This is a genomic window from Pseudomonas sp. NPDC089392 (genome assembly GCF_044749595.1).
Taxonomy (GTDB): Bacteria; Pseudomonadota; Gammaproteobacteria; order Pseudomonadales; family Pseudomonadaceae; genus Aquipseudomonas.
Genome location: NZ_JBIVIF010000048.1, coordinates 19,834 through 43,532, shown reverse-complemented (window position 1 = coordinate 43,532; position 23,699 = coordinate 19,834). Strand labels below are relative to the sequence as shown.

At 62.8% G+C, this 23,699-nt stretch carries 22 protein-coding genes; 12 read left to right on the top strand and 10 right to left on the bottom strand.

What is annotated here, in order from left to right; all coding sequences use genetic code 11:
* Nucleotides 1–287 precede the first annotated feature (287 nt).
* A complete protein-coding gene (locus ACIP1G_RS27445) occupies nt 288–1,307 on the top strand; it encodes a branched-chain amino acid aminotransferase (protein WP_060494052.1) in 1,020 nt (339 codons plus the stop codon).
* A 204-nt stretch (nt 1,308–1,511) separates the two neighbouring features.
* On the opposite strand, the gene ACIP1G_RS27440 is transcribed toward ACIP1G_RS27445, so the two are convergent.
* Nucleotides 1,512–1,940: a multidrug/biocide efflux PACE transporter gene (locus ACIP1G_RS27440; protein ID WP_400742731.1), complete on the bottom strand. Its 429-nt coding sequence runs from the start codon at nt 1,938–1,940 to the stop codon at nt 1,512–1,514.
* A gap of 92 nt (nt 1,941–2,032) precedes the next feature.
* Here ACIP1G_RS27440 and ACIP1G_RS27435 point away from each other — a divergent pair, with 92 nt between their 5' ends.
* The 4 genes from ACIP1G_RS27435 to ACIP1G_RS27420 all read left to right on the top strand — a co-directional run bounded on the left by ACIP1G_RS27435 (nt 2,033) and on the right by ACIP1G_RS27420 (nt 8,497).
* On the top strand, nt 2,033–2,887 hold the full coding sequence (locus tag ACIP1G_RS27435; protein ID WP_400742728.1) for a LysR family transcriptional regulator: 855 nt from the start codon (nt 2,033–2,035) through the stop codon (nt 2,885–2,887).
* A gap of 662 nt (nt 2,888–3,549) precedes the next feature.
* On the top strand, nt 3,550–5,295 hold the full coding sequence (locus ACIP1G_RS27430) for a hydantoinase B/oxoprolinase family protein (protein WP_400742726.1): 1,746 nt from the start codon (nt 3,550–3,552) through the stop codon (nt 5,293–5,295).
* 13 nt (nt 5,296–5,308) lie between these two features.
* Nucleotides 5,309–7,393, top strand: coding sequence for a hydantoinase/oxoprolinase family protein (locus ACIP1G_RS27425; protein ID WP_400742723.1), 2,085 nt, complete (start codon nt 5,309–5,311; stop codon nt 7,391–7,393).
* A 147-nt stretch (nt 7,394–7,540) separates the two neighbouring features.
* Nucleotides 7,541–8,497: a helix-turn-helix domain-containing protein gene (locus ACIP1G_RS27420; RefSeq protein WP_400742720.1), complete on the top strand. Its 957-nt coding sequence runs from the start codon at nt 7,541–7,543 to the stop codon at nt 8,495–8,497.
* A gap of 86 nt (nt 8,498–8,583) precedes the next feature.
* Here the strand turns inward: ACIP1G_RS27420 and ACIP1G_RS27415 are convergent, their stop codons facing one another.
* Both ACIP1G_RS27415 and ACIP1G_RS27410 read right to left on the bottom strand, forming a co-directional pair.
* Nucleotides 8,584–9,477, bottom strand: a complete 894-nt coding sequence (locus tag ACIP1G_RS27415; protein WP_400742717.1) for a DUF2950 domain-containing protein — start codon at nt 9,475–9,477, stop codon at nt 8,584–8,586.
* Nucleotides 9,474–10,952: a DUF3300 domain-containing protein gene (locus tag ACIP1G_RS27410; protein ID WP_400742715.1), complete on the bottom strand. Its 1,479-nt coding sequence runs from the start codon at nt 10,950–10,952 to the stop codon at nt 9,474–9,476. The genes ACIP1G_RS27415 and ACIP1G_RS27410 overlap by 4 nt, the downstream gene beginning before the upstream one ends.
* A 687-nt stretch (nt 10,953–11,639) precedes the next feature.
* Here ACIP1G_RS27410 and ACIP1G_RS27405 point away from each other — a divergent pair.
* The gene (locus ACIP1G_RS27405) at nt 11,640–11,891 is read left to right on the top strand and encodes a hypothetical protein (RefSeq protein ID WP_400742712.1); all 252 of its coding nucleotides are present in this window, start codon (nt 11,640–11,642) and stop codon (nt 11,889–11,891) included.
* An 81-nt stretch (nt 11,892–11,972) separates the two neighbouring features.
* Entirely contained in the window at nt 11,973–12,692 is a 720-nt protein-coding gene (locus tag ACIP1G_RS27400) for a TorF family putative porin (RefSeq protein ID WP_400742710.1), read from the top strand.
* Here the strand turns inward: ACIP1G_RS27400 and ACIP1G_RS27395 are convergent.
* Both ACIP1G_RS27395 and ACIP1G_RS27390 read right to left on the bottom strand, forming a co-directional pair.
* Nucleotides 12,689–13,561 carry a DMT family transporter gene (locus tag ACIP1G_RS27395; RefSeq protein WP_400742708.1) on the bottom strand — a complete coding sequence of 291 codons (873 nt, stop codon included), beginning with the start codon at nt 13,559–13,561 and terminating at the stop codon, nt 12,689–12,691. The two genes, ACIP1G_RS27400 and ACIP1G_RS27395, sit on opposite strands and share 4 nt — an antisense overlap.
* A gap of 110 nt (nt 13,562–13,671) precedes the next feature.
* Entirely contained in the window at nt 13,672–14,082 is a 411-nt protein-coding gene (locus ACIP1G_RS27390; RefSeq protein WP_400742705.1) for a RidA family protein, read from the bottom strand.
* Nucleotides 14,083–14,263: 181 nt separating this feature from the next.
* Here ACIP1G_RS27390 and ACIP1G_RS27385 point away from each other — a divergent pair, with 181 nt between their 5' ends.
* A complete protein-coding gene (locus ACIP1G_RS27385) occupies nt 14,264–14,575 on the top strand; it encodes a hypothetical protein (protein ID WP_400742703.1) in 312 nt (103 codons plus the stop codon).
* A 45-nt stretch (nt 14,576–14,620) separates the two neighbouring features.
* Here ACIP1G_RS27385 and ACIP1G_RS27380 read toward each other — a convergent pair whose 3' ends face one another.
* Nucleotides 14,621–14,833, bottom strand: coding sequence for a PLDc N-terminal domain-containing protein (locus ACIP1G_RS27380; protein WP_400742700.1), 213 nt, complete (start codon nt 14,831–14,833; stop codon nt 14,621–14,623).
* 514 nt (nt 14,834–15,347) lie between these two features.
* Between ACIP1G_RS27380 and ACIP1G_RS27375 the strand changes: the two genes are divergently transcribed.
* Nucleotides 15,348–16,355, top strand: coding sequence for a GlxA family transcriptional regulator (locus tag ACIP1G_RS27375; RefSeq protein ID WP_051100482.1), 1,008 nt, complete (start codon nt 15,348–15,350; stop codon nt 16,353–16,355).
* A gap of 715 nt (nt 16,356–17,070) precedes the next feature.
* On the opposite strand, the gene ACIP1G_RS27370 is transcribed toward ACIP1G_RS27375, so the two are convergent.
* Nucleotides 17,071–17,742 (bottom strand): TetR/AcrR family transcriptional regulator, encoded by a 672-nt coding sequence (locus ACIP1G_RS27370; protein ID WP_400742697.1) that lies wholly within the window; start codon nt 17,740–17,742, stop codon nt 17,071–17,073.
* A gap of 127 nt (nt 17,743–17,869) precedes the next feature.
* Nucleotides 17,870–18,754, bottom strand: a complete 885-nt coding sequence (locus ACIP1G_RS27365; RefSeq protein ID WP_400742694.1) for a hypothetical protein — start codon at nt 18,752–18,754, stop codon at nt 17,870–17,872.
* Between the two features lie 320 nt (nt 18,755–19,074).
* Here ACIP1G_RS27365 and ACIP1G_RS27360 point away from each other — a divergent pair, with 320 nt between their 5' ends.
* A complete protein-coding gene (locus ACIP1G_RS27360) occupies nt 19,075–19,911 on the top strand; it encodes a bifunctional allantoicase/(S)-ureidoglycine aminohydrolase (protein WP_016499386.1) in 837 nt (278 codons plus the stop codon).
* Nucleotides 19,912–20,000: 89 nt separating this feature from the next.
* Nucleotides 20,001–20,600 carry an START domain-containing protein gene (locus ACIP1G_RS27355; protein WP_400742691.1) on the top strand — a complete coding sequence of 200 codons (600 nt, stop codon included), beginning with the start codon at nt 20,001–20,003 and terminating at the stop codon, nt 20,598–20,600.
* A 26-nt stretch (nt 20,601–20,626) separates the two neighbouring features.
* Here ACIP1G_RS27355 and ACIP1G_RS27350 read toward each other — a convergent pair whose 3' ends face one another.
* Complete coding sequence (locus ACIP1G_RS27350) at nt 20,627–20,827, bottom strand: hypothetical protein (RefSeq protein WP_400742688.1); 201 nt, start codon at nt 20,825–20,827, stop codon at nt 20,627–20,629.
* Between the two features lie 281 nt (nt 20,828–21,108).
* On the opposite strand from ACIP1G_RS27350, the gene ACIP1G_RS27345 reads away from it, so the two are divergent.
* Nucleotides 21,109–22,041 (top strand): LysR substrate-binding domain-containing protein, encoded by a 933-nt coding sequence (locus tag ACIP1G_RS27345; protein WP_400742685.1) that lies wholly within the window; start codon nt 21,109–21,111, stop codon nt 22,039–22,041.
* 146 nt (nt 22,042–22,187) lie between these two features.
* Here ACIP1G_RS27345 and ACIP1G_RS27340 read toward each other — a convergent pair whose 3' ends face one another.
* Nucleotides 22,188–23,606 carry an amino acid permease gene (locus ACIP1G_RS27340; RefSeq protein ID WP_400742682.1) on the bottom strand — a complete coding sequence of 473 codons (1,419 nt, stop codon included), beginning with the start codon at nt 23,604–23,606 and terminating at the stop codon, nt 22,188–22,190.
* Between the last annotated feature and the right edge of the window lie 93 nt (nt 23,607–23,699).

Genomic DNA, 23,699 nt, shown 5'->3' with positions numbered 1-23,699 from the left:
GCGTTCGCGCGCGAATCCCACAGGAATAATTGGCCCGAAACAAACGTAGGAGCGGCTTTAGCCGCGAAGCGCCGCGCGGGCGGCGCTCGATCTCATAGGCCCTGAAAATGTTGTGACGAACACCTCCCAGCCCCGCCGCAGTACCTGCGCCGGGCCGCTAGCAATGCATCGCAGGCTATCAATTCGTGACTGGCCGTTCCCGATCCGCCAAGGATGTATTAAGGTGGCATGGTGCGCATATAACAGCAGCCCGAGCGATCGGGCACTTGCAAGACAATGAGGGTGTCATGAGCAACGAAAGCATTAATTGGGACAAGCTGGGTTTCGACTACATCAAGACCGACAAACGCTACCTGTCCGTATGGCGCAATGGCGAGTGGGACAAGGGCACCCTGACCGAAGACAACGTACTGCACATCAGTGAAGGCTCCACGGCCCTGCACTACGGCCAGCAGTGCTTCGAGGGCCTCAAGGCCTACCGTTGCAAAGACGGCTCGATCAACCTGTTCCGCCCAGACCAGAACGCCGCTCGCATGCAGCGCAGCTGCGCCCGCCTGCTGATGCCGCACGTGCCCACCGATGTGTTCATCGAGGCGTGCAAGCAAGTGGTCAAGGCCAACGAAAAGTTCGTGCCACCGCACGGCAAAGGCGCCCTGTACCTGCGCCCGTTCGTGATCGGCACCGGTGACAACATTGGCGTGCGCACCGCCCCCGAGTTCATCTTCTCGGTATTCGCCATCCCGGTTGGCTCGTACTTCAAGGGCGGCATGAAGCCGCACAACTTCCAGATTTCCAGCTTCGACCGTGCAGCCCCGCAAGGCACCGGCGCGGCCAAGGTCGGTGGCAACTACGCCGCCAGCCTGCAGCCGGGCGCTGAAGCCAAGAAGGCCAACTTCGCCGACGCCATCTACCTCGACCCGCTGACCCACACCAAGATCGAAGAAGTCGGTTCGGCCAACTTCTTCGGCATCACCGCCAACAACGAATTCGTCACCCCGAAATCGGCCTCGGTGCTGCCAGGTATCACCCGCCTGTCGCTGATGGAACTGGCACAATCGCGCCTGGGCCTGACCGTGATCGAAGGCGACGTGGAAATCAGCAAGCTGGACCGCTTCATCGAAGCCGGCGCCTGCGGTACCGCTGCAGTGATCACCCCGATCGGCGGCATCGAGTACAACGGCAAGCTGCACGTATTCCACGACCTGGAAAAAGTCGGCCCAGTTACCCAGAAGCTCTACAACGAGCTGACCGGCATCCAGAGCGGTGATGTAGAAGCACCGGCAGGCTGGATCGTCAAAGTCGCCTGAGGCGCTTTAGCGGTTTGAAAACGGGGTATGCCAGTGATGGCATGCCCCGTTTTTCATGGGTTTACACGGTCAACTTGTAGGAGCGGGTTTACCCGCGAACAGGCCAGAGCTGCCAGCCAGTAACTCCTGAGGGTTCACCGGTGTCGGCGCCACCGCATTCGCGGGTAAACCCGCTCCTACAAGGGACCGCGTCGGGCAGGAGGGTTACGCCAGGCGGCGCTGCATCAGCAGGTGCCGGGCTTTGTCGAACGCCCAGTTGTACAGCACCGTGTAGGGCAGAATGATCACGAAGAAGCCCAGCTCCACCATGAACGCCTGCAGCAACGAGATATCCAGCATCCACGCCGCCACCGGCAAGCACCACACCACCAGCCCCGCCTCAAAGCCCAAACCGTGCACAAAACGCGCGCGGGCCTTCCAGTGGATACGCTCGGTCTGCACATAACGATCGACAAGCGCGTTGTAGACCATGTTCCACAGCATGGCGATCACCGACAGGGTCACCGCCAACGCCCCCGCCGTCGCCAGCGACTTGCCCATGATCCAGGACAACAGCGGCGCACACAGCAACACGGCGAACACTTCATAACCGACGGCATGTACAAGGCGCTCAGTGAAAGACACGTTTTTCATTGCAAATTCCATCCATTGCGTGAGTCGTGCTTCCTATTTTCTTTGACAGAACAGATACTCGCGACATAGCTACCATCGGTTTTATCAATACCATGCGCTACTCCCCTGAAGCTCTGGTTGCCTTTGTCGAAGCCGCATCGCTGGGTTCGTTCTCCGCCGCCGCGCGCAAACTGCGCAAAAGCCAGTCCACCATCAGCATTGCCATTGCCAATTTCGAGGCTGATATCGGCTGCCCACTGTTCGACCGTGGTGGCCGTCACCCCACGCTGAATGAGGCTGGGCAGCAAGTGCTGAGCCATGTCGAGGCGATTCTCGACGCCAGCGCCCAGCTCGATGCGCTGGCGATGCGGCTGGCGGAGAATGTCGAGGCGCTGGTGTCGGTGGTGATGTCGGACAGCTACAGCGTTACCTTCCAGGGCGCGGTGATGGCCCGCTTCGCCCAACAGTACGCGCATACCGAGCTTCGCTGCGGCCCGTCCGAAGATGCCGATGTGATCGACATGATCCAGCAGGGCCTGGCGCATATCGGCATTCTTGCCACGCAGCCGAGCTACCCCGCTGACGTTGCCGTGGCCCGTTTGCCCGAGCAGGCGGAGTTTGCTGTGTACGTGGCCAGCGGGCATCTGTTGGCGGGCGTGAAGCACGTGCAGGGGCAGGACCTGGAGAATGCGCGGCAGCTGTATATCAAGACCTATGCCCCCAGCCTGCACCACGGCCGCGGCCAAGCCTGGTCGGCGCCGGATTACCTCACCCTGCTGGAGTTCGCCGTGCGCGGGTTTGGCTGGGCGGAACTGCCCAAGGCGCTGGTGACCCGGTTTGGCAGTGGGTTGGTGGAGTTGCAGGTGACGGGTTATCCGCGGCGGGTGGATATGGATGTGGTGTGGTCCAGCCGGCGCGCGCTGGGGCCGGCGGGGCAGTGGCTGGTGCGGCAGATGTTGGGACAGTAGGCCCTGTGGGAGCAGGCATAAGGCCCCCACGGCCTTAAAATCCTGCTTTTGATTTTTGCTTCTAAGCGCGCGGTAGTTCAGGCGCCACAGATTGCGACTTCAGGAGGCCGAGCGAAGGGCTTGCGGAGGGAGGTGACGGGCATGGATGCCCGTCAAGCGCTGAGGCCCCAGGGATGGGGCCTGCAGCGCGTACTCCCGGGAGCAAGCCCGTAGCGAGGGGACCCCGGAGCGCAGCGTAGGGGCCGGATGATGGGAGCAGGCGGTTTTTGGTTCCTTTTTGCCAAGACAAAAAGGAACTCGCCGTAAAGGCGAAAAGGTGAATGAGCGTCGCCATCGCAGACGGAGTTTTCGCAATATCAAAACCGACGCTCGATTCCTTGAGGTTTATAAGATGTGGGCATTCACATCGAGCGGACATTCCTTCGCGCAGGTGGCACCTAGTCACCTTTCCGCCCTTTCGGCGGGTTACTTTGGTCTTGCCCAAAGTAACCAAAGGCGACCGCTCCCACAACGGTTTTCCAGCCGATCGCCGCAGTGCGCCCAGACGCAACAACCAGTACACCCAGCGACAAGCCTTGCCCCCGCCCTGCCCCGTAGCCTGTCACCACGCGCCGCCCTGTCGCGGCACGCAGCCAAAGCACAAGAACAAACCTTGGTGACCTATGCAGACAGTAGATCCAATCACCCTTGCGGTTGTGCGGGGTGCGCTGGAGACAGCGCAACGCGAAATGACCCTGACCCTGGAAAAGACCGGGCGCTCCAGTGTGTTCAACCTGGCCCACGACTATTCCAACTCGTTGTTCGACCACTTGCCGGAGATGATCCTGCAAGGCCAGGACATCCCCATCCACCTGGGCTCGCTGATACCGGCCATGAAGTGCGTGGCCGAGTTTTTCGGTGACGACATCGCCGAAGGCGACGTGATCTACCACAACGACCCGGCCTACAAGGGCAGCCATATTCTCGACTGCTGCATGTACAAGCCGGTCTACTACCAGGGCGAGCTGGTGTTCTGGACCGTGTGCAAGGGCCACCTGACCGACATCGGTGGCCCGGTACCCGCCGGCTACAACCCCGATGCCAAGGAGATCTACGCCGAGGGCCTGCGTATTCCGCCGGTCAAGCTGTGGGAAAAGGGCAAGCGCCGCGAAGACGTGATCAACTTCATGCTCACCAACATGCGCGCCCGGCCCTATCAGGAAGGCGACCTCAACGCCCAGTACGGCGCCTGCAAGGTCGGCGAGCGGCACCTGCTGGAGCTGCTCGACAAGTACGGCGTGGCTCAGGTGCGTGCCTGCATCGCCGAGTTGAAGAACATGGCCGACCGGCACATGCGTGCGCTGCTGCGCGACGTGCCGGATGGCGACTACAGCGGCACCGCCGTGCTGGAGGATTCCGGCCATGGCCTGGGCGAGCTGGCCATTACCGCACACGTGCAGATCCGTGGCGACCAGGCCCACGTGCGCATCGACAGCCCGCCGCAGGTGCCCTACTTCATCAACTCCTATGAGGGCAACTCGGTGTCTGGCGTGTACCTGGGGCTTATGATGTTCGCCCAGGTGGCGCCGCCCTACAACGAAGGCCTGTACCGCTGCGTCACGGTCGATGTCGGGCCCAGGGGCACGCTGTGCAACGCCGAGGAACCGGCGCCCCACGTCAACTGCACCACTACGCCGATGGAAACCCTGGCCGATGCCGTGCGCACCGCGCTGGAACAGGCTTCACCACAGCGGGTGACAGCCTCCTGGGGGCATACCAGCGGCATCAACATCGCCGGCCACGACCCGCGCAATGGCAACAGCGAGTACGTGACCATGGTGCTGGCCTCGATCATTGCCGGTGCCGGCGCCAACAAGGTAATGGACGGCTGGCACGCCTGCGGCCCGCTGTGCTGCTTCGGCGCGCTGATGAGCGGTGACATCGAACTGCTGGAGCACGCCTACCCGGTGCTGATCCACCGCTACAGCCTGATGGCCGACAGTGGGGGCGCCGGTGAATTCCGCGGTGGCTCAGGCACCCGGCTGGAGATCGAACCGCTGGACCACGCCATGACCGTGGTCGGTTTCGGCGAGGGCCGCCAGTTGCCCACCGCCGGTGCCGCCGGGGCGCGCAATGCCCTGGTCGAGCCCAAGCTGGGCCGGTTGATCCACCGCCACGCCGACGGCAGCGAAGACCACTACACGCAGAACCCGATGCTGACCCTGCAGCCCGGCGAGCGGATCATCAATATCAACCCCGGTGGCGGTGGCTACGGCGACCCGCTGAAGCGCCCGATTGCCTCGGTGTTGCAAGACCTGCGCAACGGCCTGGTCTCGCCCCAGGGCGCGGCCATCGAGTACGGCGTGGTCGTCGATGCCGACGGCCAGCTGGATGAAACCGCAACCCGCCTTGCCCGCGCCCCGCACTGACCGGAGACCCATCATGCGCAACCAATATCGCCTGGGCATCGACGCCGGCGGCACCTTCACCGATTTCATCCTGGCCGACCGTAACGGCGGCGTGCAGCTGTTCAAAGCCCCGTCCACACCGCAGGACGGAACCCTGGCCATTCGCGCCGGCCTGGCGCAGATCGCCGACGCCACCGGGCGCAGCCCGGCCGAGCTGATCGCCAACTGCGACCTGTGCATCAACGGCACCACCGTGGCCCTCAACGCGCTGATCGAGCGCACCGGGGTCAAGGTGGGGCTGTTGTGCACCGAAGGCCATGAAGACAGCCTGGAGATTCGCCTGGGGCACAAGGAAGAAGGCCACCGCTACGACGCCCACTACCCGCCAGCGCACATGCTCGCCCCGCGCCATCTGCGCCGCCCCATCGCTGGCCGTATCCTCGGCGATGGCCGTGAGCACAGCCCGCTGGACGAACGTGCCATCCATGCGGCCATCGACTATTTTCGCACCGAAGGCGTAGAAGCCGTTGCCATTTCCTTCCTGTGGTCGGTGCGCAACCCCTGCCACGAGCAGCGCGCCGCCGAGCTGGTAAGGGCCGCCTTGCCCGGCGTGTTCGTCTGCACCGGCTGCGAGGTGTTCCCGCAGATTCGCGAATACACCCGTAACTCCACCACCGTGGTGAATGCCTACCTGAGCCCGGTAATGGCGCGCTACGTAGCGCGTATCGACAGCCTGTTCCAGGAGCTTGGCGCACAGCAGCCGGTGCGCTACTTCCAGTCCAACGGCGGCCTGGCCCCCGGGCACCTGATGCGCGAGCGCGCGGTCAATGCCATCAACTCCGGCCCGGCTTCGGCGCCGCAGGCCGGGCTGGCGGTGGCGCGGCCGTTCGGCATCGACAACGTCATCACCGTGGACATGGGTGGCACTTCGTTCGACATCACCCTGACCAACGCCGGGCGCACCAACTTCAGCAAGGACGTGGACTTCTTGCGCCAGCGCATCGGTGTGCCGATGATCCAGGTAGAAACCCTGGGTGCCGGCGGCGGCTCCGTCGCCCACCTGGACGAGTTCGGCATGCTTCAGGTCGGCCCACGCAGCGCTGGCGCCATGCCCGGGCCGGTGTGCTACGGCAAGGGCGGCAGCGAACCCACGGTGACCGATGCCAACCTGGTGTTGGGCTACCTGCCCGATGGCGCGCTGCTAGGCGGCAGCATCCGCCTGAACCGCCAGGCGGCGCTGGACGCCATCCGCAGCAAGATTGCCGAACCGCTGGGCATCAGCGTCGAACGCGCGGCGTTTGGTATCACCACCTTGGTCAACCTGAACATGGTGAACGGCATCCGCCGGGTGTCGATCGAGCGCGGGCACGACCCGCGTGACTTTGCCCTGATCGGTGCGGGCGGTGCGGCAGGCATGCACGTGGTACGCCTGGGCGAAGAGATCGGCATGCAAACGGTGCTGATCCCCAAGGTGGCTTCGGGTTTGTGTGCGTTCGGGCAAATTCTTTCCGACGTGCGCTACGACCAACTCACCAGCCTGTCGATGCGACTGGACGCCGGCCACGTGAACCTGGTGCAACTCAACCAGGCCCTTGCCGAGCTGCGCCAGCAGGGCTTTGCCAACCTGCGCGAAGACGGTTTTGGCGACCAGGCCAGCAGCTGCCACTACACCCTGGAAATGCGCTACCTGGGGCAGATCCATGAGTGCAGCGTGGAGCTGGAAAGCCATGCCTTGGACGATGCTGGCCTGGCCGCACTGATCAGCCGCTTCCACAGCCGCCACCAGACCCTGTACTCGTACAGCGAGCCCGACAGCCCGGTGGAGCTGGTGAACCTGGAGTGCTCGGTGATCGGCCACCTGCCGCGTCCGCCGCAGCCTGAATTGCAGGGCCCGGCCCAACCACCCGCGCCTACCCCGCAAACCGTCCGCCCGATGCTGTTCAGTGCCGAAGGCGAGTGGCAATCGACGCCAGTGTTCAATGGCAACCGCCTGCTGCCGGGGCAGACCGTGCACGGCCCGTGCGTGATCGAGGAAGACACCACCAACATCGTCCTGCCACCTGGCTGGCAGGCATGCCTGGAGCCTTCGGCCACCTACCGGGTGACGCGCGGGGCTTGATCAAAAGGTCGGCGTGCGCCGATCATGGGCCTGACAACCGCCCGGTAGCTTGCGCTGCCGGGCGGTTTGCACAATAACAAGAGCTGCTTGAGTAGCTTGCCTGCAGTTCCTTTTTTCAATGCTGCCCTCTTTGAAAAAGGACAACCAATGCCCACCGAACTCTCGACCCACGGCTGGCCACAGCCGGAGCGCCAGGCGCGCTGGGCCGATGCCATCAGTGACACCTATTTCCCGTTGAGCCTGGAATTTGCCGCCGAGCAGCCGTTCGATGGCCACCTGCAGCGCTGGAGCACGCCCAGCACGCCGCTCAGCCTGTCGCGCCTGCGCTCCAGCCAGCTGGGCTACTCGCGCAGTAAGGCACACATCGGCCAGGACCATGAAGCGTTCTACCTGGTGACCGTGCCACGCAGCAGTGAAGTGCATTTCGAACAGGACGGCCACCAGCTCAGTTGCAGCCCGGGCGGCTTCATTGTCGAACGCGGTGATGCACCCTACCGCTTCCATTACAGCGCGCAGAACGACCTGTGGGTACTCAAGTTGCCGGAGCGTGCACTCAAGGCCAACCTGCTGGGGCACAAGCGCTATACCCGGTATTGCTTTGATGCTGGCCAGGGCCTGGGGCGAATCTTCGTCGAGCAGCTGGACCTGTGTGCCCGCCACTTCGACGCCAGCCCTGCAGCCGCCCGCCATTTACTGCTGGAACAGGCGTCAGCCACCCTGCTGCTGGCCCTGCAGCAGGACGAACGGGTGCTGGGCAGCGAAGGCAGCAACCTCAGTACCCTGCACCTGACGCGGGTCGAGCAGTATGTGCAGCAACACCTGGGTGACCCTGAGCTGTCACCCCAGGCCATCGCCAACGCCTGCGGGCTGTCGTTGCGCTACCTGCACAAGTTGTTTGCGATCACCTCCTATACCCTGAATGAGTGGGTACGCCAACAGCGCCTGGAGGCGGTGCACCGGCAATTGCGCGACCCGCATTGCCACCTGGCGATTGGCGAGCTGGCGTTTCGCTGGGGTTTTGCCGACCAGGCGCAATTTGCCCGGGCTTTTCGTCAGCAATATGGATGCACGGCGCGGGAAGTGCGGGCGGCGCGTACCCACTGAGGAAGTGGATGGCACGGGCGTCGCCCGTGTTCGCGGGTGAACCCGCTCCTACAAGGATCGCGGGGGCCTTAGCAGGTGATTGCAATTCAATCCCCCGCCGCCACATCCACCACCTTCCAGCTGTCATCCGGGTCGAAGCGCTTCATTGCCTTGGCCAGCCTGTCGCCATGCGGCCCGAGGTCTTTCTCGAACAGCTGGCCGTCGTGGCTGATCATGAAACTCATCACCCCGGTGTCGTCGTACTTGGCCGGCCAGGCGACCATGGCGAAACCGCGGCTCATCTGGTTGCCGATCAGGTAGCTGTAGGCGCCGCCGGGGGCGGATGGGCCCTGCGCGTCGAGGATGCGGAAGTGGTAGCCATACCAGGAATCGCCGATAACATCCTGGCCGAACAACGGGCCCAGTGGGCTGACCTGGCCATCGTCATCGTCATCCCAGTACAGCCCATCATGCTTGCCAGGCTCGCTGAAGATCTTTTGCGCGTACTCCAGCGCACCGTTGCCATTGTGGTCCTGGGTGGCGTAGTCCATTTGCGCGTCGTGGTAGGCCAGCATCGACTGCATGGCGCCCAGTTCGTTACGGCCGATACGCCGGGCACGGATTTCGGAACTGCCAGCCTTGAGGTCGAAGCGCCAGCCCTGGCTGCTTTTGGTCAGCGGAATGGGCAGTGTCCAGTGATCACTGCCCACCGCCAGGATGGCCTTGCCGTCATCCGCCATGTCGATGTTGTGTTGCACGCGATACTGCTCAAGGAAGGTGTCCACGTCACTGCGTTGCACGCCACCGCGCGGGATGTAGGTGCGCCAGTCTTCGCCCAGTAACTGGGCCAGGCGGGCTTCATCCGGCTTTTCCTCGCCCAGCGCCGCAACGAAGGACTCCACGGCCTTCTCCGGCGTGGGGAAGGTTTCTTGCGCAAGCGCCAGGGCGGACCAGGCCAAGCCTGCAGTGAGCAGCAATGCAGCCAATGTTGGACGGTTCATCGACGGCCTCCTCCTCCGCCGCGACGCGCGGGCGCACTGGGCCGGGAAATCTGGTGCCCGGCGGCACGTGATGTACTGGGCCGCTGGGCAAACGACTGGCTGGTGCGGCCGCGGCTGGCCTGCGCGCTGGTGCGCGACGGCGAGCGTACGCCATCGAAGGCGTTGTTACGGGCACGGCCTGCGGTATTGCTGGGCCGGTTCTGCGCCACCTGGCGCGCCTGGCCTTCGCCCTGCCGGCGCTGGTTCACCTGGTTGTTCTGCTGCCGGCCTTGGTTATTGCGGGTTTCCTGGCGGCGGTCGGCGGCCCTTGCGTTGTCGTTACGCGGTTGCATGCGGTTGCCGACCGAGTTGTCCGCCTTCGCCTCGCGCATTTGCTCGCGAGCCTGGTTGTTGCTGGAGGCCGGCCGTTCGATACCGGCCCGGTCCATCGAGGCACGCGCCTTGTCGCGTGCCTGGGCCCGCTGGGCGTCGTCGCCGCGGAAGGCGGTGCGCTGGGTGGCACCGTCCAGCTGGCGACCATACTGCTGGCGGCTGCGAGAGTCGCGGTATGGCACGCCGTCGCGGTTGGCGGCGTTGTGCTGCCATTTGTTCTGGTTGCTGGTGATGCGGTTGTTGGCGTTGATGTTGTTGTAGCGGTTGACGTCGATGTCGATGTCATTGTTGCCCCAGTCACAGTCGCCCCATAGCGACGCAACGATCGCCACACCGGTGCCGAAGGCCAGGCCGGCCACCAGCGCGGAACCGGGGTAATACATTGGCGGTGGCGGGTAGTACGCCGGCGGCGAGGCCGGGTAAGCCCAGGTGCCATAAGTGGTGGTCGGGTTGTAGGTGGGCACGTACACCACTTGCGGGTCGGCCGGCTCGATGACGATGGTGGTGGGTGGAGCGCTGGCAGTGGCCACCTGAGTGCTATCGCCGCTGGAAGCCGGTGCAGGTGCTGCGGCAGGTGCGATGGTGTTCTGCACGGTCACGTTCTGGTACTGGTTGCTTTGCAGGTTGCCGGCGGCCTGCGCCTGGTGGCGCAAGCGCTGCACGCTGCCCATGACCTCGTCAGGCTGGGCGAGGAACGCATCGCCCAGGCGCTGCACCCAGACCGGGTCCTGGCCAAGGGTTGCCAGCACCTGCGGGAAAGCCACCAGTGCCTGCACGCTCGGGTCCCAGGGTTGCTTGGCTACCTGCTTGACCGCATCGTCGCCGGTGGCCTTGGGGTTGGCCTTGGACCAGGTCACGGCTTCGCTGACCTGTCCTGGGTAGGTCGACGCCATCAGCACCTGGGCCAACAGCGGATCAGGGTACAGGGCGATGGGCGCGGTCATCTGGTCCAGTTGTTCCTGGGTGAATACCGCGTCCTTGGCCGCAGCCGGGGCGGCGGGTGGCGCCGGGTCTGGCGCGGGTACGTCTTCTGCCAGTACCAGGCCGGGCGCAGCGCTCAGGCACAGTACAGCTGACAGGACAGCAAACAATGGCATGCGCATCGCTTATCCCCATGAGGTCAGACCGCGTGGATTAAGGGTAGCAATGGCGGGTTTTTTGGCCAGATTTGGGGGCGCAAACTTTATGCCTGCTCCAATAGAGCATCTCGGCTGGGGGGCTTGTCACAACATTTTCAGCGCCTTTGAGATCGAGCGCCGCCCGCGCGGCGCTTCGCGGCTAAAGCCGCTCCTACGTTTGTTTCGGGCCAGTCACGCCTGTGAGGTCACCGCTGTCCGCCTTGTGTGTCCCATTCAATATCGAAGGGGACGCCGTTGCTCTTCATCGATCTTCAGTCATGCACCAAGGCTGCCACCCACCTGTTACAGGAATAACTGGCCCGAAACAGACAGTGGGAGCGGGCTTGCCCCGCGAAGCGCCGCGCGGGCGGCGCTCGATCTGTGCATCAACCTAAATCCCAAGACATGCACCTCGAAGCCCTAACCCCTGAGCCTGTGGTGATCCTGTGGGAGCGGGCAAGCCCGCGAAGACGCCGGTACAGGCGAACGAATCTGGTTCAAACAGGAGCCCATCCCGATGATCAAGCCCCGCTTCATCGCCGTCTCAGAAGCCATCGATAAAGCAACCGTCGATAGTCACTATCGAGAATGGCAATTTCTGCCGCACGCCGTGGCCGCATAACCTAGCTCCATCGACTCGCCGCCCACAACCCGGGCCTCTGGAGCTACCTGATGAACACCCTGGCCCGCCTGCTGTCCGCCACCTTTGCCATGTTTGCCATCGCCGTCTTGAGCGGCTGTGCCAGTCACCCCGAACTACGCCCGTACAGCGCCCAGGAAACCCGCCAACTGCAACTGGAAGCGTTGCAGCGCCGTGGCCTGTCGCTGGACGACTACGAGCAACAACGGCGAGTGATCCAGCGTGCCGGTAACCTGCCCGTGGTGACCGAAGTCGCCGACGCGGACCGTTCGAGCAAAGGCTGAATGGGCTAGCCAGCGGTTCCATCCCGACACCTGCGCAGGTATCCTTTACCGCTCAACCGCAAGCTTTCCAGGACGGAGACCATGACCAGGCCCCTTCTGTTGCTGAGCGCTGCACTGCTGTTCAGCCCCGTGCTGCTGGCCCAGCAGATCAAACGCGAACTGGGCGACTTCGACTTCACACTCGGCACCAACCCTTCTCGCAGCATGGCCCAAGGGCTGATTTCACCCAGTGCCATCGGTGCATTCCACGGCGGCCTCGACTTCAGCCACGCCAGCGGCTGGTACCTGGGCCAGTACGCCCCAAGCATGGGCGTTTCCGCCAACTCGACCCTGCGGCTGGACAGCTACCTGGGCTACAAGCACCACTTCGACAGCAGCCTAGGTTACGAGCTGGGGTTGATCCACTACAGTCAGCCAAATATTGCAGGCCCCGACAGTTATGCCTTGTACGGTGGTGTTTCGGTGCTGGGCAGCCGCTTCGGCGGGGCATGGCGCGACAACCCCAGCAACCGCACCGGCACCCTGTTTGCCGACTTCGGCCAACTACCGCTGTTCGACGTCGACCTGACCGTCAAGCTCGCTCATCACCGCCTGGGCACGCCATTCACCATTGGCGATGGCAGCCAGGTCAATGGCTTTTCCGATTGGTCGCTGGAGCTGTCGCGACCCTGGCTTGGCATCGACCTGAACCTGGTCTACAGCAACTCCAACCTCAGTGGCGGCGGATGTGATGCGTATTCGGGCATCAACACCTATTGCGACAGCATGGTCACACTCAAGGCGCAGCGTAGCTTCTTCTAGCGCCGTGGCATCAATGCCAGGGCAATACCGCCCAGCACCACCACGCACGCCACCAGCAAGCGCAACGACAGCGGCTCGCCAATCAACGCAACCCCGCCCAGCGCAGCAATCACCGGTACGCTGAGTTGCATGGTAGCCGCCTGTTGCGCACTCACCTGCCTGACCACGCCATACCACACGGCATAGCCCGCGCCAGATGCCAGTACGCCGGAGCCCAGGGCATACAACAAGCCGAGCGTTGTGAGATGGAGGCCGGCGCCCAGCAACAAAATCGGCGCCAGCAACAGTAGGCAAGGCAGGCTTCGGGCAAAATTGCCGGCGGTATCGGCCAGAGGCCTGGGCGAGCCTTTGCCCAGCAGCGTGTATACGCCCCAGGCAACACCAGACAGGGCCATCAGCAAGGCACTGGCCAAGGGCGGCGCCGCTGAGCCGGGTAACAACAGCACCATCAGGCCGGCAAAGGCGATCAGCATCCCCAGCAGCATGCGCACGGTGATGTGTTCGCCCTTGTACCAGGCAAAGCCGAACATGGTGATCTGCACCGCGCCGAACAGCAGCAGCGCACCTGCCCCCGCGCCCAGTTGCAGGTACGCCGCAGAGAACAGGAACGCATACAGGAACAGGGCCAGACCGCCACGCCAGCTGCCGCCCAAGACCTGCGCCGGCCTGCGCAGGCGAACCAACAGCAGCAGGAACAACGCACCACTGGCCAGGCGTACCACGGTGAACGATGCCGGGTCGATGGCCCCGTCCTTCAGCGCCAGCCGGCAGAACACCGAGTTGGCAGCGAAGGACACCAGGCTGAACAGTGCGGGCCAGAGCCAGGCGCGGGCCTTGCGGTCGGTAAGCGTGGTGGTGCCGGTGCTCATGCTGTGGTCACCTCTGAGAGGGAAATTGTTGTTATAGCGGCAATGCTGATAGGACCAGCACCGATATACAACATAGTGTTTCCCTTACGCCACCACCGAATCTGCGCTACCTACAGCGCCGCCACCGCCTCGATCTCCACCAGCATGCCGTCCAGCGCCAGCCGCGGTACCGGTATCAGTGTGCAGGTCGGCTTCATGTGCGGGCCCCAGGCTTTGTCGGCCTCGGCCACCCATTGGCGCAAGCGCGCTTCGGAATGCTCGACAATCAGCAGGGTCAGCTTGAACACTTGGGCCAGGCTGGCGCCTTTCGATGCCAGGGCAAGCTGCAGATTGGCCAGGGCCTGGCGGGCCTGCTCGGCGAACAACGGCGACAACTGCCCGTTGCTGTCCTCGCCGCCCTGGCCGGCGATAAACAGCAGGTGGCTGCCGGCAGACACCTCGGCGACATGGGAATAGGCATTGTCACTGGGGTCGTACAGGCCTTCTGGGTTGCTGAGCTGGAGCGGGGTTGGACGGGTCACGATATGCCCTCGATCGGTTGCAAGAGTGGCGCAGTATCGGACCTCAAGTTAACTGGAGGTCAAGTAAGACGTTTCATACAATTCACCCTGCTTGTTGAACCACGCGTTTGTATGCTCAAGGCCTGCCCGCCGCTAGAGTGCAAGGCCCGGCATGGAGGCCTGTTGGTAACAAGGAGAAAGCATGAGCAAATATGAATTTCAACTGGCCTATACCCTCGAGGGCAATGAAAACGACGCTGCAAAGGCACGTTCGTATCTACGCGAGAAAACTGGCCTGGAGACCGTCGAGCACATCGAGACCACCTTGCTTGGCATGGTCACGCTGAACAGCACCACGCTCGCTGATCGCAAGAAGGAAGCCGAACGGTTGCTTCACAACTTCATCCACGACGCACTCAAGGAGTTGCGAGTGCTGTCGGCCGTGGAGTTCTACGGGTGCCTGATGGTGAACGGGCTCGGGCCCGCCATTCGCTTCAATATCCTGCCTAAATGATCTTCGACGGTATCAGACGCTGACGCGCCTGATACCAGGGCACTGTCATTTCTCTTGCAGTACCGCCCTGCCCTTCACCGCCCGCGGCCCACGCCAGGCCCAGAACAGCAAACCGGGGAATGGCGCGTATACCACGAAGACGACCCACAGCATCTTGCGCTCGGCACGCCGCTCGCTGCCGATGATGTGCCAGATGGCCCAGAGTTCCAGCAGGATTACCAAGGCTGCGATGATGATCCAGATCGTACCGATTTCCATGAGCGCTCTCCCATTTGGCATGTAATGGGTTGGTTTGCAGCGGGCGCTGAGGGTTCAGAATGATTTGCCTGGTGATGCCGAACAGTCAAGAAAAGGCAAGGTGTTCTCCGGGCCTTTTGCAGCGCCTGTGAGATCGAGCGCCGCCCGCGCGGCGCTTCGCGGCACAAGGCCGCTCCCACATCTGTTTCGGGCCAGTTACTCCTGCCACCTGCGCACTCGCACCCTGGGTGCATGGCTGGAGATTGATGAAGAGCAGCGGCGCCCCCTTCAATATCGAAGGGAACAAACAAGGCGGACAGAGGTGACTTAACAGGATGGACTGGCCCGAAACAAACAGTGGGAGCGGCCTTGTGCCGCGAAGCGCCGCGCGGGCGGCGCTCGATCGAGTAGGCAACCAAAATCCCAAACAGTGTTGCCTGAACACGACCTGCAATACGACACGGCCACCCGGGAGATTGTCTTTCCCACTGCCACCGGCCACACTCTCCAGGCCAGCCAGGAAGCGGAGTCCCGAGTGCCCACGCCACGCCAGTTCAGCAAGAAGACCAGCACCAGCAACATGCTGCGGCTAAAAACCAGCAGCGCCAATGCCCAGGCCCCCTATCGGGTCGATTTCGTGCTGCTCGAACACTTCTCGATGGCCAGCTTCACCGTCGCCATGGACGTGCTAGTCACGGCCAACCTGCTGCGTGCCGACAGCTTCCAGTTCACCCCGCTGTCGCTGGATGGCGACCGGGTACTCAGCGACCTGGGGCTGGAGCTGGTGGCTACCGAGCTGTCTGCCGAGGCGCTGAAGGAGCTGGATTTGCTGGTGATCTGCGGTGGCTTGCGCACACCGCTGAAGTACCCGGAGCTCGACCGCCTGCTGGGCGATTGTGCTGCCCACGGCATGGCCCTGGGCGGCCTGTGGAACGGCGCCTGGTTCCTTGGCCGCGCCGGGGTGCTGGACGACTACGGTTGCAGCATCCACCCCGAACAGCGCGCCAGCCTGTCCGAGCGCAGCCCGCAAACCCGTATCACCCCGGCCAGCTTCACCCTCGACCGCGACCGCCTCAGCGCCGCCAGCCCCAACGGCGCCATGGAGCTGATGCTTGGGCTGGTGCGTCGGCTGTATGGCGATGGCCTGGCCGAGGGCGTAGAGGAAATCCTGTCGTTCTCCGGTGCCCGCTACCGCCAGGTCGGCCCAGGGGCGAAGAAGTCCATGAGCCTGCACCTGCGTACCATCGTCGAGCTGATGGAGAACAACCTTGAGGAAACTCTCAGCCTTGACCAGCTGGCCGCCTACAGCGGGCGCTCGCGCCGGCAGATCGACCGGCTGTTCCAGGCCCAGCTGGGTACTTCGCCGCGGCGGTACTACATGGAGCTGCGCATCACCAAGAGCCGCCGCCTGCTGCAGTATTCCGACCTGTCAGTGATGGAAGTGGCGGTGGCCTGTGGGTTTGTCTCGGTGTCGCACTTCAGCAAGTGCTATGCGGCGTACTTTGGCTACCCGCCTTCGCGTGAACAGCGGTTGGGGGAGTGAGCGGGGAACATCAGATTTAAGCCCCTTCTTGTAGGCCGTTTCCTAAACATACTCTCTGCCATTCATGAGCTGGAGGCGCTGCGGGCTTTGCTTGAGTCGGCATTGATCCAGGTGCAGATGCCCGCCGAGCCTGGCACTTTGCACTGAAGCTTGAGTGATGTGTTGTCTGGGCTGGCCTCTTCGCGGGTGAACCCGCTCCTACAACGGTCATCGCATGCCAGGGCCTGCAGTGGTCTTTGTAGGAGCGGGTTTACCCGCGAAGAGGCCAAGGCGCTGATGGATGATGCCGAGTTGGGCATGAAGCAGTGAGGGCTTGACTTCAGGTTGCATGAAGGCCGCCATGTGTTCGACACAACAATTTCAGCGCCTGTGAGACCGAGCGCCGCCCGCGCGGCGCTTCGCGGGTAAACCCGCTCCTACGTTTGTTTCGGGCCAGTATTGCCTGTGCCAGACGCGCGCGACCGCCTTGTTTGTACGACGCGATATCGAGGCGTGCGCCAAGGCGTTCGCGCGTAAATCCCACAGGAATAATTGGCCCGAAACAAACGTAGGAGCGGGTTTACCCGCGAAGCGCCGCGCGGGCGGCGCTCGATCTCATAGGCGCTGAAAATCTTTCGGTGAACACCTGCGGCGCTCGATCTCACAGGCGCTGAAAATGTTTCGGTGAACACCTGCGGCGCTCGATCTCACAGGCGCTGAATCTCTATCGCCGTTCTTACGCGCGGATATACCGCAGCACTGCATCACAAATCATCGCCTTGTGCCGCAGCTTGACCTCGTCATCAGACAGGTCAATCTGGAAAATCTCGCCAAAGGTATGCCGGTTCGACACCCGGTAGAAACAGAACGAACTCATCAGCATGTGCAGGTCGATAACCTCGATACCGGCACGGAACACGCCTTCCTCCACACCACGGCGCAAGGTATTGCCCAGCGCTTCGAGCACCAGGCTGCTCATCTCACGAATTGCCGGCGACTGCTTCACGTACTCGCCATAATGGATGTTTTCGGTACAGATGATCCGCACGAAATCGACATTGCGGTCGTGGTGATCGAAGGTGAACTCCACTAGCCGGCGGATCGCCTGCTCGGCCGGCAGCGACTCCAGGTCCAGGCTTTGCTCGGTCTTGCGGATGTCGCCGTACAGCTTGATCAGGCACTCGCAGTACAGCTGCTCCTTGCTGCCGAAGTAGTAGTAGATCATGCGCTTGGAAGTGGCGGTGCGCTCGGCGATGGCATCGACACGGGCGCCGGCCAGCCCTTGCTGGACGAACTCGTTGATGGCGGCCTGGAGGATATCCTCGCGCGTTTTCTCGGGGTTGTTCTTGCGCGTTTTGCGCCCCCCTACGGTTTCAGGCTGGCCAAGGCCGACTACGGAATCACTCATACCTACTCACAGGCTGTTTATTGGAATGAGAGGGATTATCCGTGAGCACGGCCATGCAGGGAAGCACGCTGTTGGTCGGGTAGTCAGAAAGCTGCCCTGCGGGCTGGCTGCCCAGCCAGGCGCAGGGTCAGTCGCGCTGGGCAGTGGCGGGCTCCGCTGGCGGGGTCAGGTGCAGTACGCGGTTGCGGCCACCTTCGGCCACCAGGTAACCGCCCTTGCCATCGGCGACGATCGCCTGGGGTGCCTTGAGGAAGGTCAGCACGGTGTGCCGGCTGCCATCGGCGTCGATGCGCAGCAGGCGCGCACGGTGGGTGTTGTCTTCACTGATCCACAGGCCACGCTGGTCGCAGAACAGGAACGTCGGGTTGCGCAGGCCATCGACCACCACCGGGTCGCTGCCATCATCGGACAAGGCGCGGACCTTGCCATTGGCCTTTTCGGTGTACAGCAGGCGGCCGTCGTTGCAACGGGTGAGGCCTTCAGTTTCGGTCAGGCCGGAACGCAGCACATCGAGCTGGCCACTGTTCCAGTCATAACGCATCAAGCGGCCGTTGCCCTTGCGGTCTTCGATGGCATACAGGTGGTCGCCATCATTCCACAGGCCTTGCACGCTTTCGCCGTCGAACAGGTGGGTAACCTGGCCATCGCGGGCCAGGCTTACCGGCGCCTGGCCACCTTCCTGGCTGAACACCCAGCCGCCCTGTGCCGCCACCATGCCATCGGGCTTGGACAAGTTGTCGATCAGCACGACACGGTCGCCGCTGGCGGTGATTTTGAGGATGCTGCCACGGCCGTCGTCCAGCTCGCGGCTGACCAGCAGGCTGCCATCGGCTTGCGGCAGCAGTGAAGCGGCCTTGGTCACGTCGCGGTGCAGCACTTCAACGTCCCAGCCGGAAGCGGCCTGGACCGGGTAGAAACTTTGCCAGGCAAAAAAACCCAGGGTGGTCGCGAGCAGGCCAGAGGTGACGATCAGGGCGATGCGGGTACTGCGCTTGCGCAGGATTTGCGGCATGTGGGGCTCCTCGGGATTGCCGGGGATGCTAGCAAGCGAATGTGAAAAAAATGTCGAAATGAACCATTCATTACAATAGAGACAAGCAATAACCAGGAATATGAAAAGCAACTGCTAAACGCCACTCCAGCCAAGGCGACCGCCTGCTGGCTGAATATTCCGGCCGCCTGCGATCGCATTCAGCGATCAAATACCGGGTATTCCAACATTTAATTTGTGGATGGCGCGCGCTCGACCCTATTCTGTCGCCACATCCCCTGCGCCGCACCGGCCGGTGCGGTTCACGGCATGGGGAGAGAACAACAAAGTCGAGATCGTCCATGTCGAACCATTCGTACTTCGCCCCCCACGGTGGGCACCCGGCTCAAACCGAGCTGCTGACTGACCGTGCCATGTTCACCGAAGCCTATGCCGTCATCCCTAAAGGCGTGATGCGTGACATCGTCACCAGCCACCTGCCGTTCTGGGACAAGATGCGCATGTGGGTTATCGCCCGCCCGCTGACCGGCTTTGCCGAAACCTTCTCCCAGTACATCGTCGAGCTGGCCCCGGAAGGCGGCAGCGAGCGCCCAGAGCTGGACCCTAACGCCGAAGCCGTGGTGTTCATCGTCGAAGGCGAACTGGACATCACCGTCGAAGGCAAGCACCACACCCTGGTACCGGGTGGCTACGCCTTCCTGGCCCCGGGCGCCGAGTGGAGCCTGCGCAACAACAGCAAGTCCAACGTCACCTTCCACTGGCTGCGCAAGCACTACCAGAAGGTCGAGGGCCTGGACGTTCCTGAGTCGTTCGTCACCCACCGTGACAACGCCACCGTCATCGAAATGCCGGGTACCGAAGGCCGCTGGAAAACCACCCGCTTCGTCGACATGGCCGACATGCGCCACGACATGCACGTGAACATCGTCACCTTCCAGCCGGGCGGCGTTATCCCGTTCGCGGAAACCCACGTGATGGAACACGGCCTGTACGTACTGGAAGGCAAAGCGGTATACCGCCTGAACCAGGACTGGGTCGAAGTGGAAGCCGGCGACTTCATGTGGCTGCGTGCCTTCTGCCCGCAAGCCTGCTACGCCGGCGGCCCAGGCAACTTCAGCTACCTGCTGTACAAGGACGTGAACCGTCACGTGCACCTGACGCTGAACCCTAAGCGCTAAGCTCAGGCTAGTGCCCGCAAGCCCGCCAACCTGGCGGGCTTTCTGTTTGCCGCGCATACTGAAACACCCATCCCCGCGCGGTACCAGCCATGAACCGCTGCCTGCTGCTCGCCGCTTTGCTGTTGTGCACCCCTGCCCTGGCGGCCGATTCCTGGAACCTGGCCTACGACCGCGAAGGCATTCGCGTGTACCTGAGTGGTGTGGCCGACTCGCCCTACCAGCAATTCCGTGGTGTAAGCACCATAAAAGCCAGCATGCGCACGCTCACCGACCTGCAGGAGAACCTGCGGGTGGCCTGCAAGTGGCTGTATGCCTGCGACCAGATGCGTTTGCTGGACGTGGATGGCGACGACACCTGGGTGTACCTGACCACCAACCTGCCGTGGCCGACGATGCCGCGGGACATTGTGCTGAAGGTGACCAGTGAACGGCTGGATGACGGCACCCTGCTGCGGCACTTGAGCGCCGAGCCCGACAGGATTGCCAAGGTGGACGGGCTGATCCGCGTGCAGCATCTGAGTGGTGAGTGGCGAATGAAACCGCTGGGTGAACGCGAAACCGAGGTGACGTATCAGTTGCAAGCCGACCCGGCCGGGGATGTGCCGGGCTGGCTTGCCAATCGTTTTGTGGTTGATGCTCCGGTGGTGACCCTCAGAACCTTAAGGGCCGTAGCCGAACGTCAGCCCTGAGAGCCCTGCGCCAGAACGCCTCGGTATCACTCGAACTCAAAGTCCGGTTGGCACTCGCCGATTGGCGTCATGTAGCTACCTTCAGGGCATTCCGGCTGTGGCACGCCTATGCCCTGGATAGCCGCACGAACCGCTTGAGGCTGCTCGCTGGAGACGGCATCGTTGCCATGGGCGACCTGAACCAGGCCTGCGGTGGCCAGCAGTGTAATGAATGCAATCTTTTTCATATCGGTTTCCTGAAACAAAGTTAAGGGACTTGCACGACAGATCCTATGCTCCGCCCAGACCAGAGGGCTTTAGCCGATAGCTTCCAGAACGTTCAGAAACCCACGCCCGGGTTGTGGGAAGCGGCCTCTTCGCAGCACAAGGCTGCTACTACAGGGTAATGAGGTAGCCTGAGTAATCGAGTAAGTCAGTCACTCTCACTTCGAGCTACCGCCATCGCGCTTTTTCTGCCACTGTGCCCGCGCGGCGCGGACCAGCGCGCCGCGCCTTGCCAGGACGTCGCATGAAAACAACAGAAAACGGCAACACGCACAAAGGCTACCGGCGCATTATCCCGTCGATGACCGCGCTCCTCGAATTCGAAGCGGTAGCCCGTCACAACAGTTTCACTTTGGCCGCCCAGGAACTGGGCGTGACACAGGCCGCCGTCAGCAAGCAAATCCGGCTGCTTGAAGAAAACCTCGGCCGCCAGCTGTTCCAGCGCCTGCATCGCGGTATCCGCCTGACCAGCGAAGGCCAGGCGCTGTACGCAGTGCTTTCCGACTCCATGCAGAAGATCGCCTCGGTGTTCGACCGCCTCAGCGAAGGCGACAGCGAGCAGGAACTGGTGCTCAGCAGCACCGCCACCTTCTCCCAGTTACGTGTCATGCCGCGCCTGGGCAGCTTACGCAGCGCCCTGCCTCAGGTACGCCTGCGCCTGGCCACGCAGATGTTCACCGGCGACTTGCGCAACCACGACGTCGACTTGCTGGTGCGCTATGGCAATGGCCGCTGGGAAGACGGCATCGCCTTGCACCTGTTCGATGAAGAGATTTTCCCGGTGTGCTCGCCGGCCTGGCTGGCCCGCAACCCGCTGCCGGAGTCACTGGAGGCGCTGTACCGCGCCGACCTGCTGGATGCCGATGCCACCGCCGAAGGCTGGATGACCTGGCCCACCTGGTTCCGCGCATTGGGCGGCAACCCGCCAAAGCTGCACTACAACCTGCGTTGCCAGTTGTATACCGACACCATCCAGGGTGCGCTGCACGGGCATGGCGTTGCCTTGGGCTGGGGGAGGATGCTCGACCACCTGCTGGCCTCTGGTGAACTGGTGCGCCTGACCGACCTGGTGGTGCGGCCGCGTGAGGCGTATTACCTGGTGGTGCCCCATGGGCGGACTACCACCCCGACCATCCTTGGGTTGGTGGACTGGTTGCGCGATAACCAGCCCGGTTGACGCGGTCCTTTGTAGGAGCGGCCTTGCGTCGCGATCGGGCTGCGCAGCAGCCCCAGCAATTTGTGCGTCTGCGCTGAAATCCTGGGGCTGCTTTGCAGCCCGATCGCGACACAAGGCCGCTCCTACAACCAGGGCCAGTGCTGGAGTCAGACAGCGCTAACTGCCTGTGGCTGCGCAAAGGCCTTGGCCCGGCGCCGATAAGCCAGCAGCAGGCCCGCATACCACAACGGCATCACATACAACGCGGTACGGGTGTCCGGCTCCAGCGCCAGCAGGCACAACACGAAGACCAGGAACAGCTGCGCCAGCGCCGCAGTAACCTTGCCGCCAGGCAGCTTGAATTTCGACTGCGCATGCGCCTGCGGGTTTTGCCGGCGATAAGCAAAGTAGGACAGCAGGATCAGCGACCAGGTGACAATGATCATCACTGCAGAAATGGTCGACACCAGGGTGAACACGGTCATCACCTCGGGGATCACGAACAGCAGCGTCAGCGCAATTGCCATGCACACCCCCGAGAACACCAACGCACGTACCGGCGTACCCGAGCCGGACAGCCGCCCGAACGCTACCGGCGCCTGCTGCTGGTGCGACAGGCCATAGAGCATCCGCGAGCCCGAGTACACGCCGCTGTTGGCCGACGAGGCGGCAGAGGTCAGGACCACGAAGTTGATGATGCCCGCTGCTGCCGGTAGCCCGCCGAGCAGGAACAGCTCGACGAAGGGGCTGCGGTTGGCCGGCACATTGGCCCAGGAAACGACACTGATGATGCACACCAGCGAACAGATATAGAACAGCAGGATGCGCACGGGGATGGTGTTGATGGCCTTGGGCAAGGTCTTTTCCGGGTCCTTGGCCTCTGCCGCTGCTGTACCGATCAGCTCGGTGCCGACGAAGGAGAAAATGGCAATCTGGAACCCGGCCAGGAAGCCGAGGATGCCATGCGGCATGACCACGCCCGGTGCCACCAGGTGGCTGAACGAGGCCGTCACCCCGCCCGGTGTCGTGTAGGACGTGGCGACCATCACCAGGCCGGTGACCACCAGCAACACGATGGCGACAATCTTGATCAGGCCGAACCAGAACTCCACTTCACCAAAGGCCTTCACCGCCAGCATGTTCAGCCCCAGCAACAGGAACATGGTGGCGAATGCCGGTAACCAGGTGGGCACATCGGGGTACCAGTACTGCACGAACCCGGCCACTACCACTACGTCACCCACCGCCGCCACCACCCAGCTGAGCCAGTACGACCAGCTGAGGATGTAGCCGGCCCGTGGCCCCAGGTAGTTGTGCACCAGCTCGGCGAACGACTCCATCTGCAGGTTGGCCAGCAGCATCTCGCCCATGGCGCGCATGATGCAGAACACGAAAAAGCCGATGATGGCGTACACCAGGATGATCGAAGTGCCGGACAGCGCAATGATCTTGCCCGAGCCCATGAACAGGCCGGTACCAATCGCGCCACTGATCGAAATAAGCTGGATATGCCGGTTTTCCAGCCGTCGCTTGAGCACGCGGCCCTCTTCCGGAACTGCGCTTTGCGCGTTGCACGTTTGCTGCATCGTTGACCTCTTATTCTTTTTGGTAAAACCCCGGCGCCCCGCGCCGCACCATTTAATTGGTACTGAAGTGCAGGTTGCAGCCATACAAGACAG

Coding starts and splice junctions, on each gene's coding strand:
- ACIP1G_RS27445 (WP_060494052.1), top strand. CDS start 288: ATGAGCAACGAAAGCATTAATTGGGACAAGCTGGGTTTCGACTACATC.
- ACIP1G_RS27440 (WP_400742731.1), bottom strand. CDS start 1,940: ATGAAAAACGTGTCTTTCACTGAGCGCCTTGTACATGCCGTCGGTTAT.
- ACIP1G_RS27435 (WP_400742728.1), top strand. CDS start 2,033: ATGCGCTACTCCCCTGAAGCTCTGGTTGCCTTTGTCGAAGCCGCATCG.
- ACIP1G_RS27430 (WP_400742726.1), top strand. CDS start 3,550: ATGCAGACAGTAGATCCAATCACCCTTGCGGTTGTGCGGGGTGCGCTG.
- ACIP1G_RS27425 (WP_400742723.1), top strand. CDS start 5,309: ATGCGCAACCAATATCGCCTGGGCATCGACGCCGGCGGCACCTTCACC.
- ACIP1G_RS27420 (WP_400742720.1), top strand. CDS start 7,541: ATGCCCACCGAACTCTCGACCCACGGCTGGCCACAGCCGGAGCGCCAG.
- ACIP1G_RS27415 (WP_400742717.1), bottom strand. CDS start 9,477: ATGAACCGTCCAACATTGGCTGCATTGCTGCTCACTGCAGGCTTGGCC.
- ACIP1G_RS27410 (WP_400742715.1), bottom strand. CDS start 10,952: ATGCGCATGCCATTGTTTGCTGTCCTGTCAGCTGTACTGTGCCTGAGC.
- ACIP1G_RS27405 (WP_400742712.1), top strand. CDS start 11,640: ATGAACACCCTGGCCCGCCTGCTGTCCGCCACCTTTGCCATGTTTGCC.
- ACIP1G_RS27400 (WP_400742710.1), top strand. CDS start 11,973: ATGACCAGGCCCCTTCTGTTGCTGAGCGCTGCACTGCTGTTCAGCCCC.
- ACIP1G_RS27395 (WP_400742708.1), bottom strand. CDS start 13,561: ATGAGCACCGGCACCACCACGCTTACCGACCGCAAGGCCCGCGCCTGG.
- ACIP1G_RS27385 (WP_400742703.1), top strand. CDS start 14,264: ATGAGCAAATATGAATTTCAACTGGCCTATACCCTCGAGGGCAATGAA.
- ACIP1G_RS27380 (WP_400742700.1), bottom strand. CDS start 14,833: ATGGAAATCGGTACGATCTGGATCATCATCGCAGCCTTGGTAATCCTG.
- ACIP1G_RS27370 (WP_400742697.1), bottom strand. CDS start 17,742: ATGAGTGATTCCGTAGTCGGCCTTGGCCAGCCTGAAACCGTAGGGGGG.
- ACIP1G_RS27365 (WP_400742694.1), bottom strand. CDS start 18,754: ATGCCGCAAATCCTGCGCAAGCGCAGTACCCGCATCGCCCTGATCGTC.
- ACIP1G_RS27360 (WP_016499386.1), top strand. CDS start 19,075: ATGTCGAACCATTCGTACTTCGCCCCCCACGGTGGGCACCCGGCTCAA.
- ACIP1G_RS27355 (WP_400742691.1), top strand. CDS start 20,001: ATGAACCGCTGCCTGCTGCTCGCCGCTTTGCTGTTGTGCACCCCTGCC.
- ACIP1G_RS27350 (WP_400742688.1), bottom strand. CDS start 20,827: ATGAAAAAGATTGCATTCATTACACTGCTGGCCACCGCAGGCCTGGTT.
- ACIP1G_RS27345 (WP_400742685.1), top strand. CDS start 21,109: ATGAAAACAACAGAAAACGGCAACACGCACAAAGGCTACCGGCGCATT.
- ACIP1G_RS27340 (WP_400742682.1), bottom strand. CDS start 23,606: ATGCAGCAAACGTGCAACGCGCAAAGCGCAGTTCCGGAAGAGGGCCGC.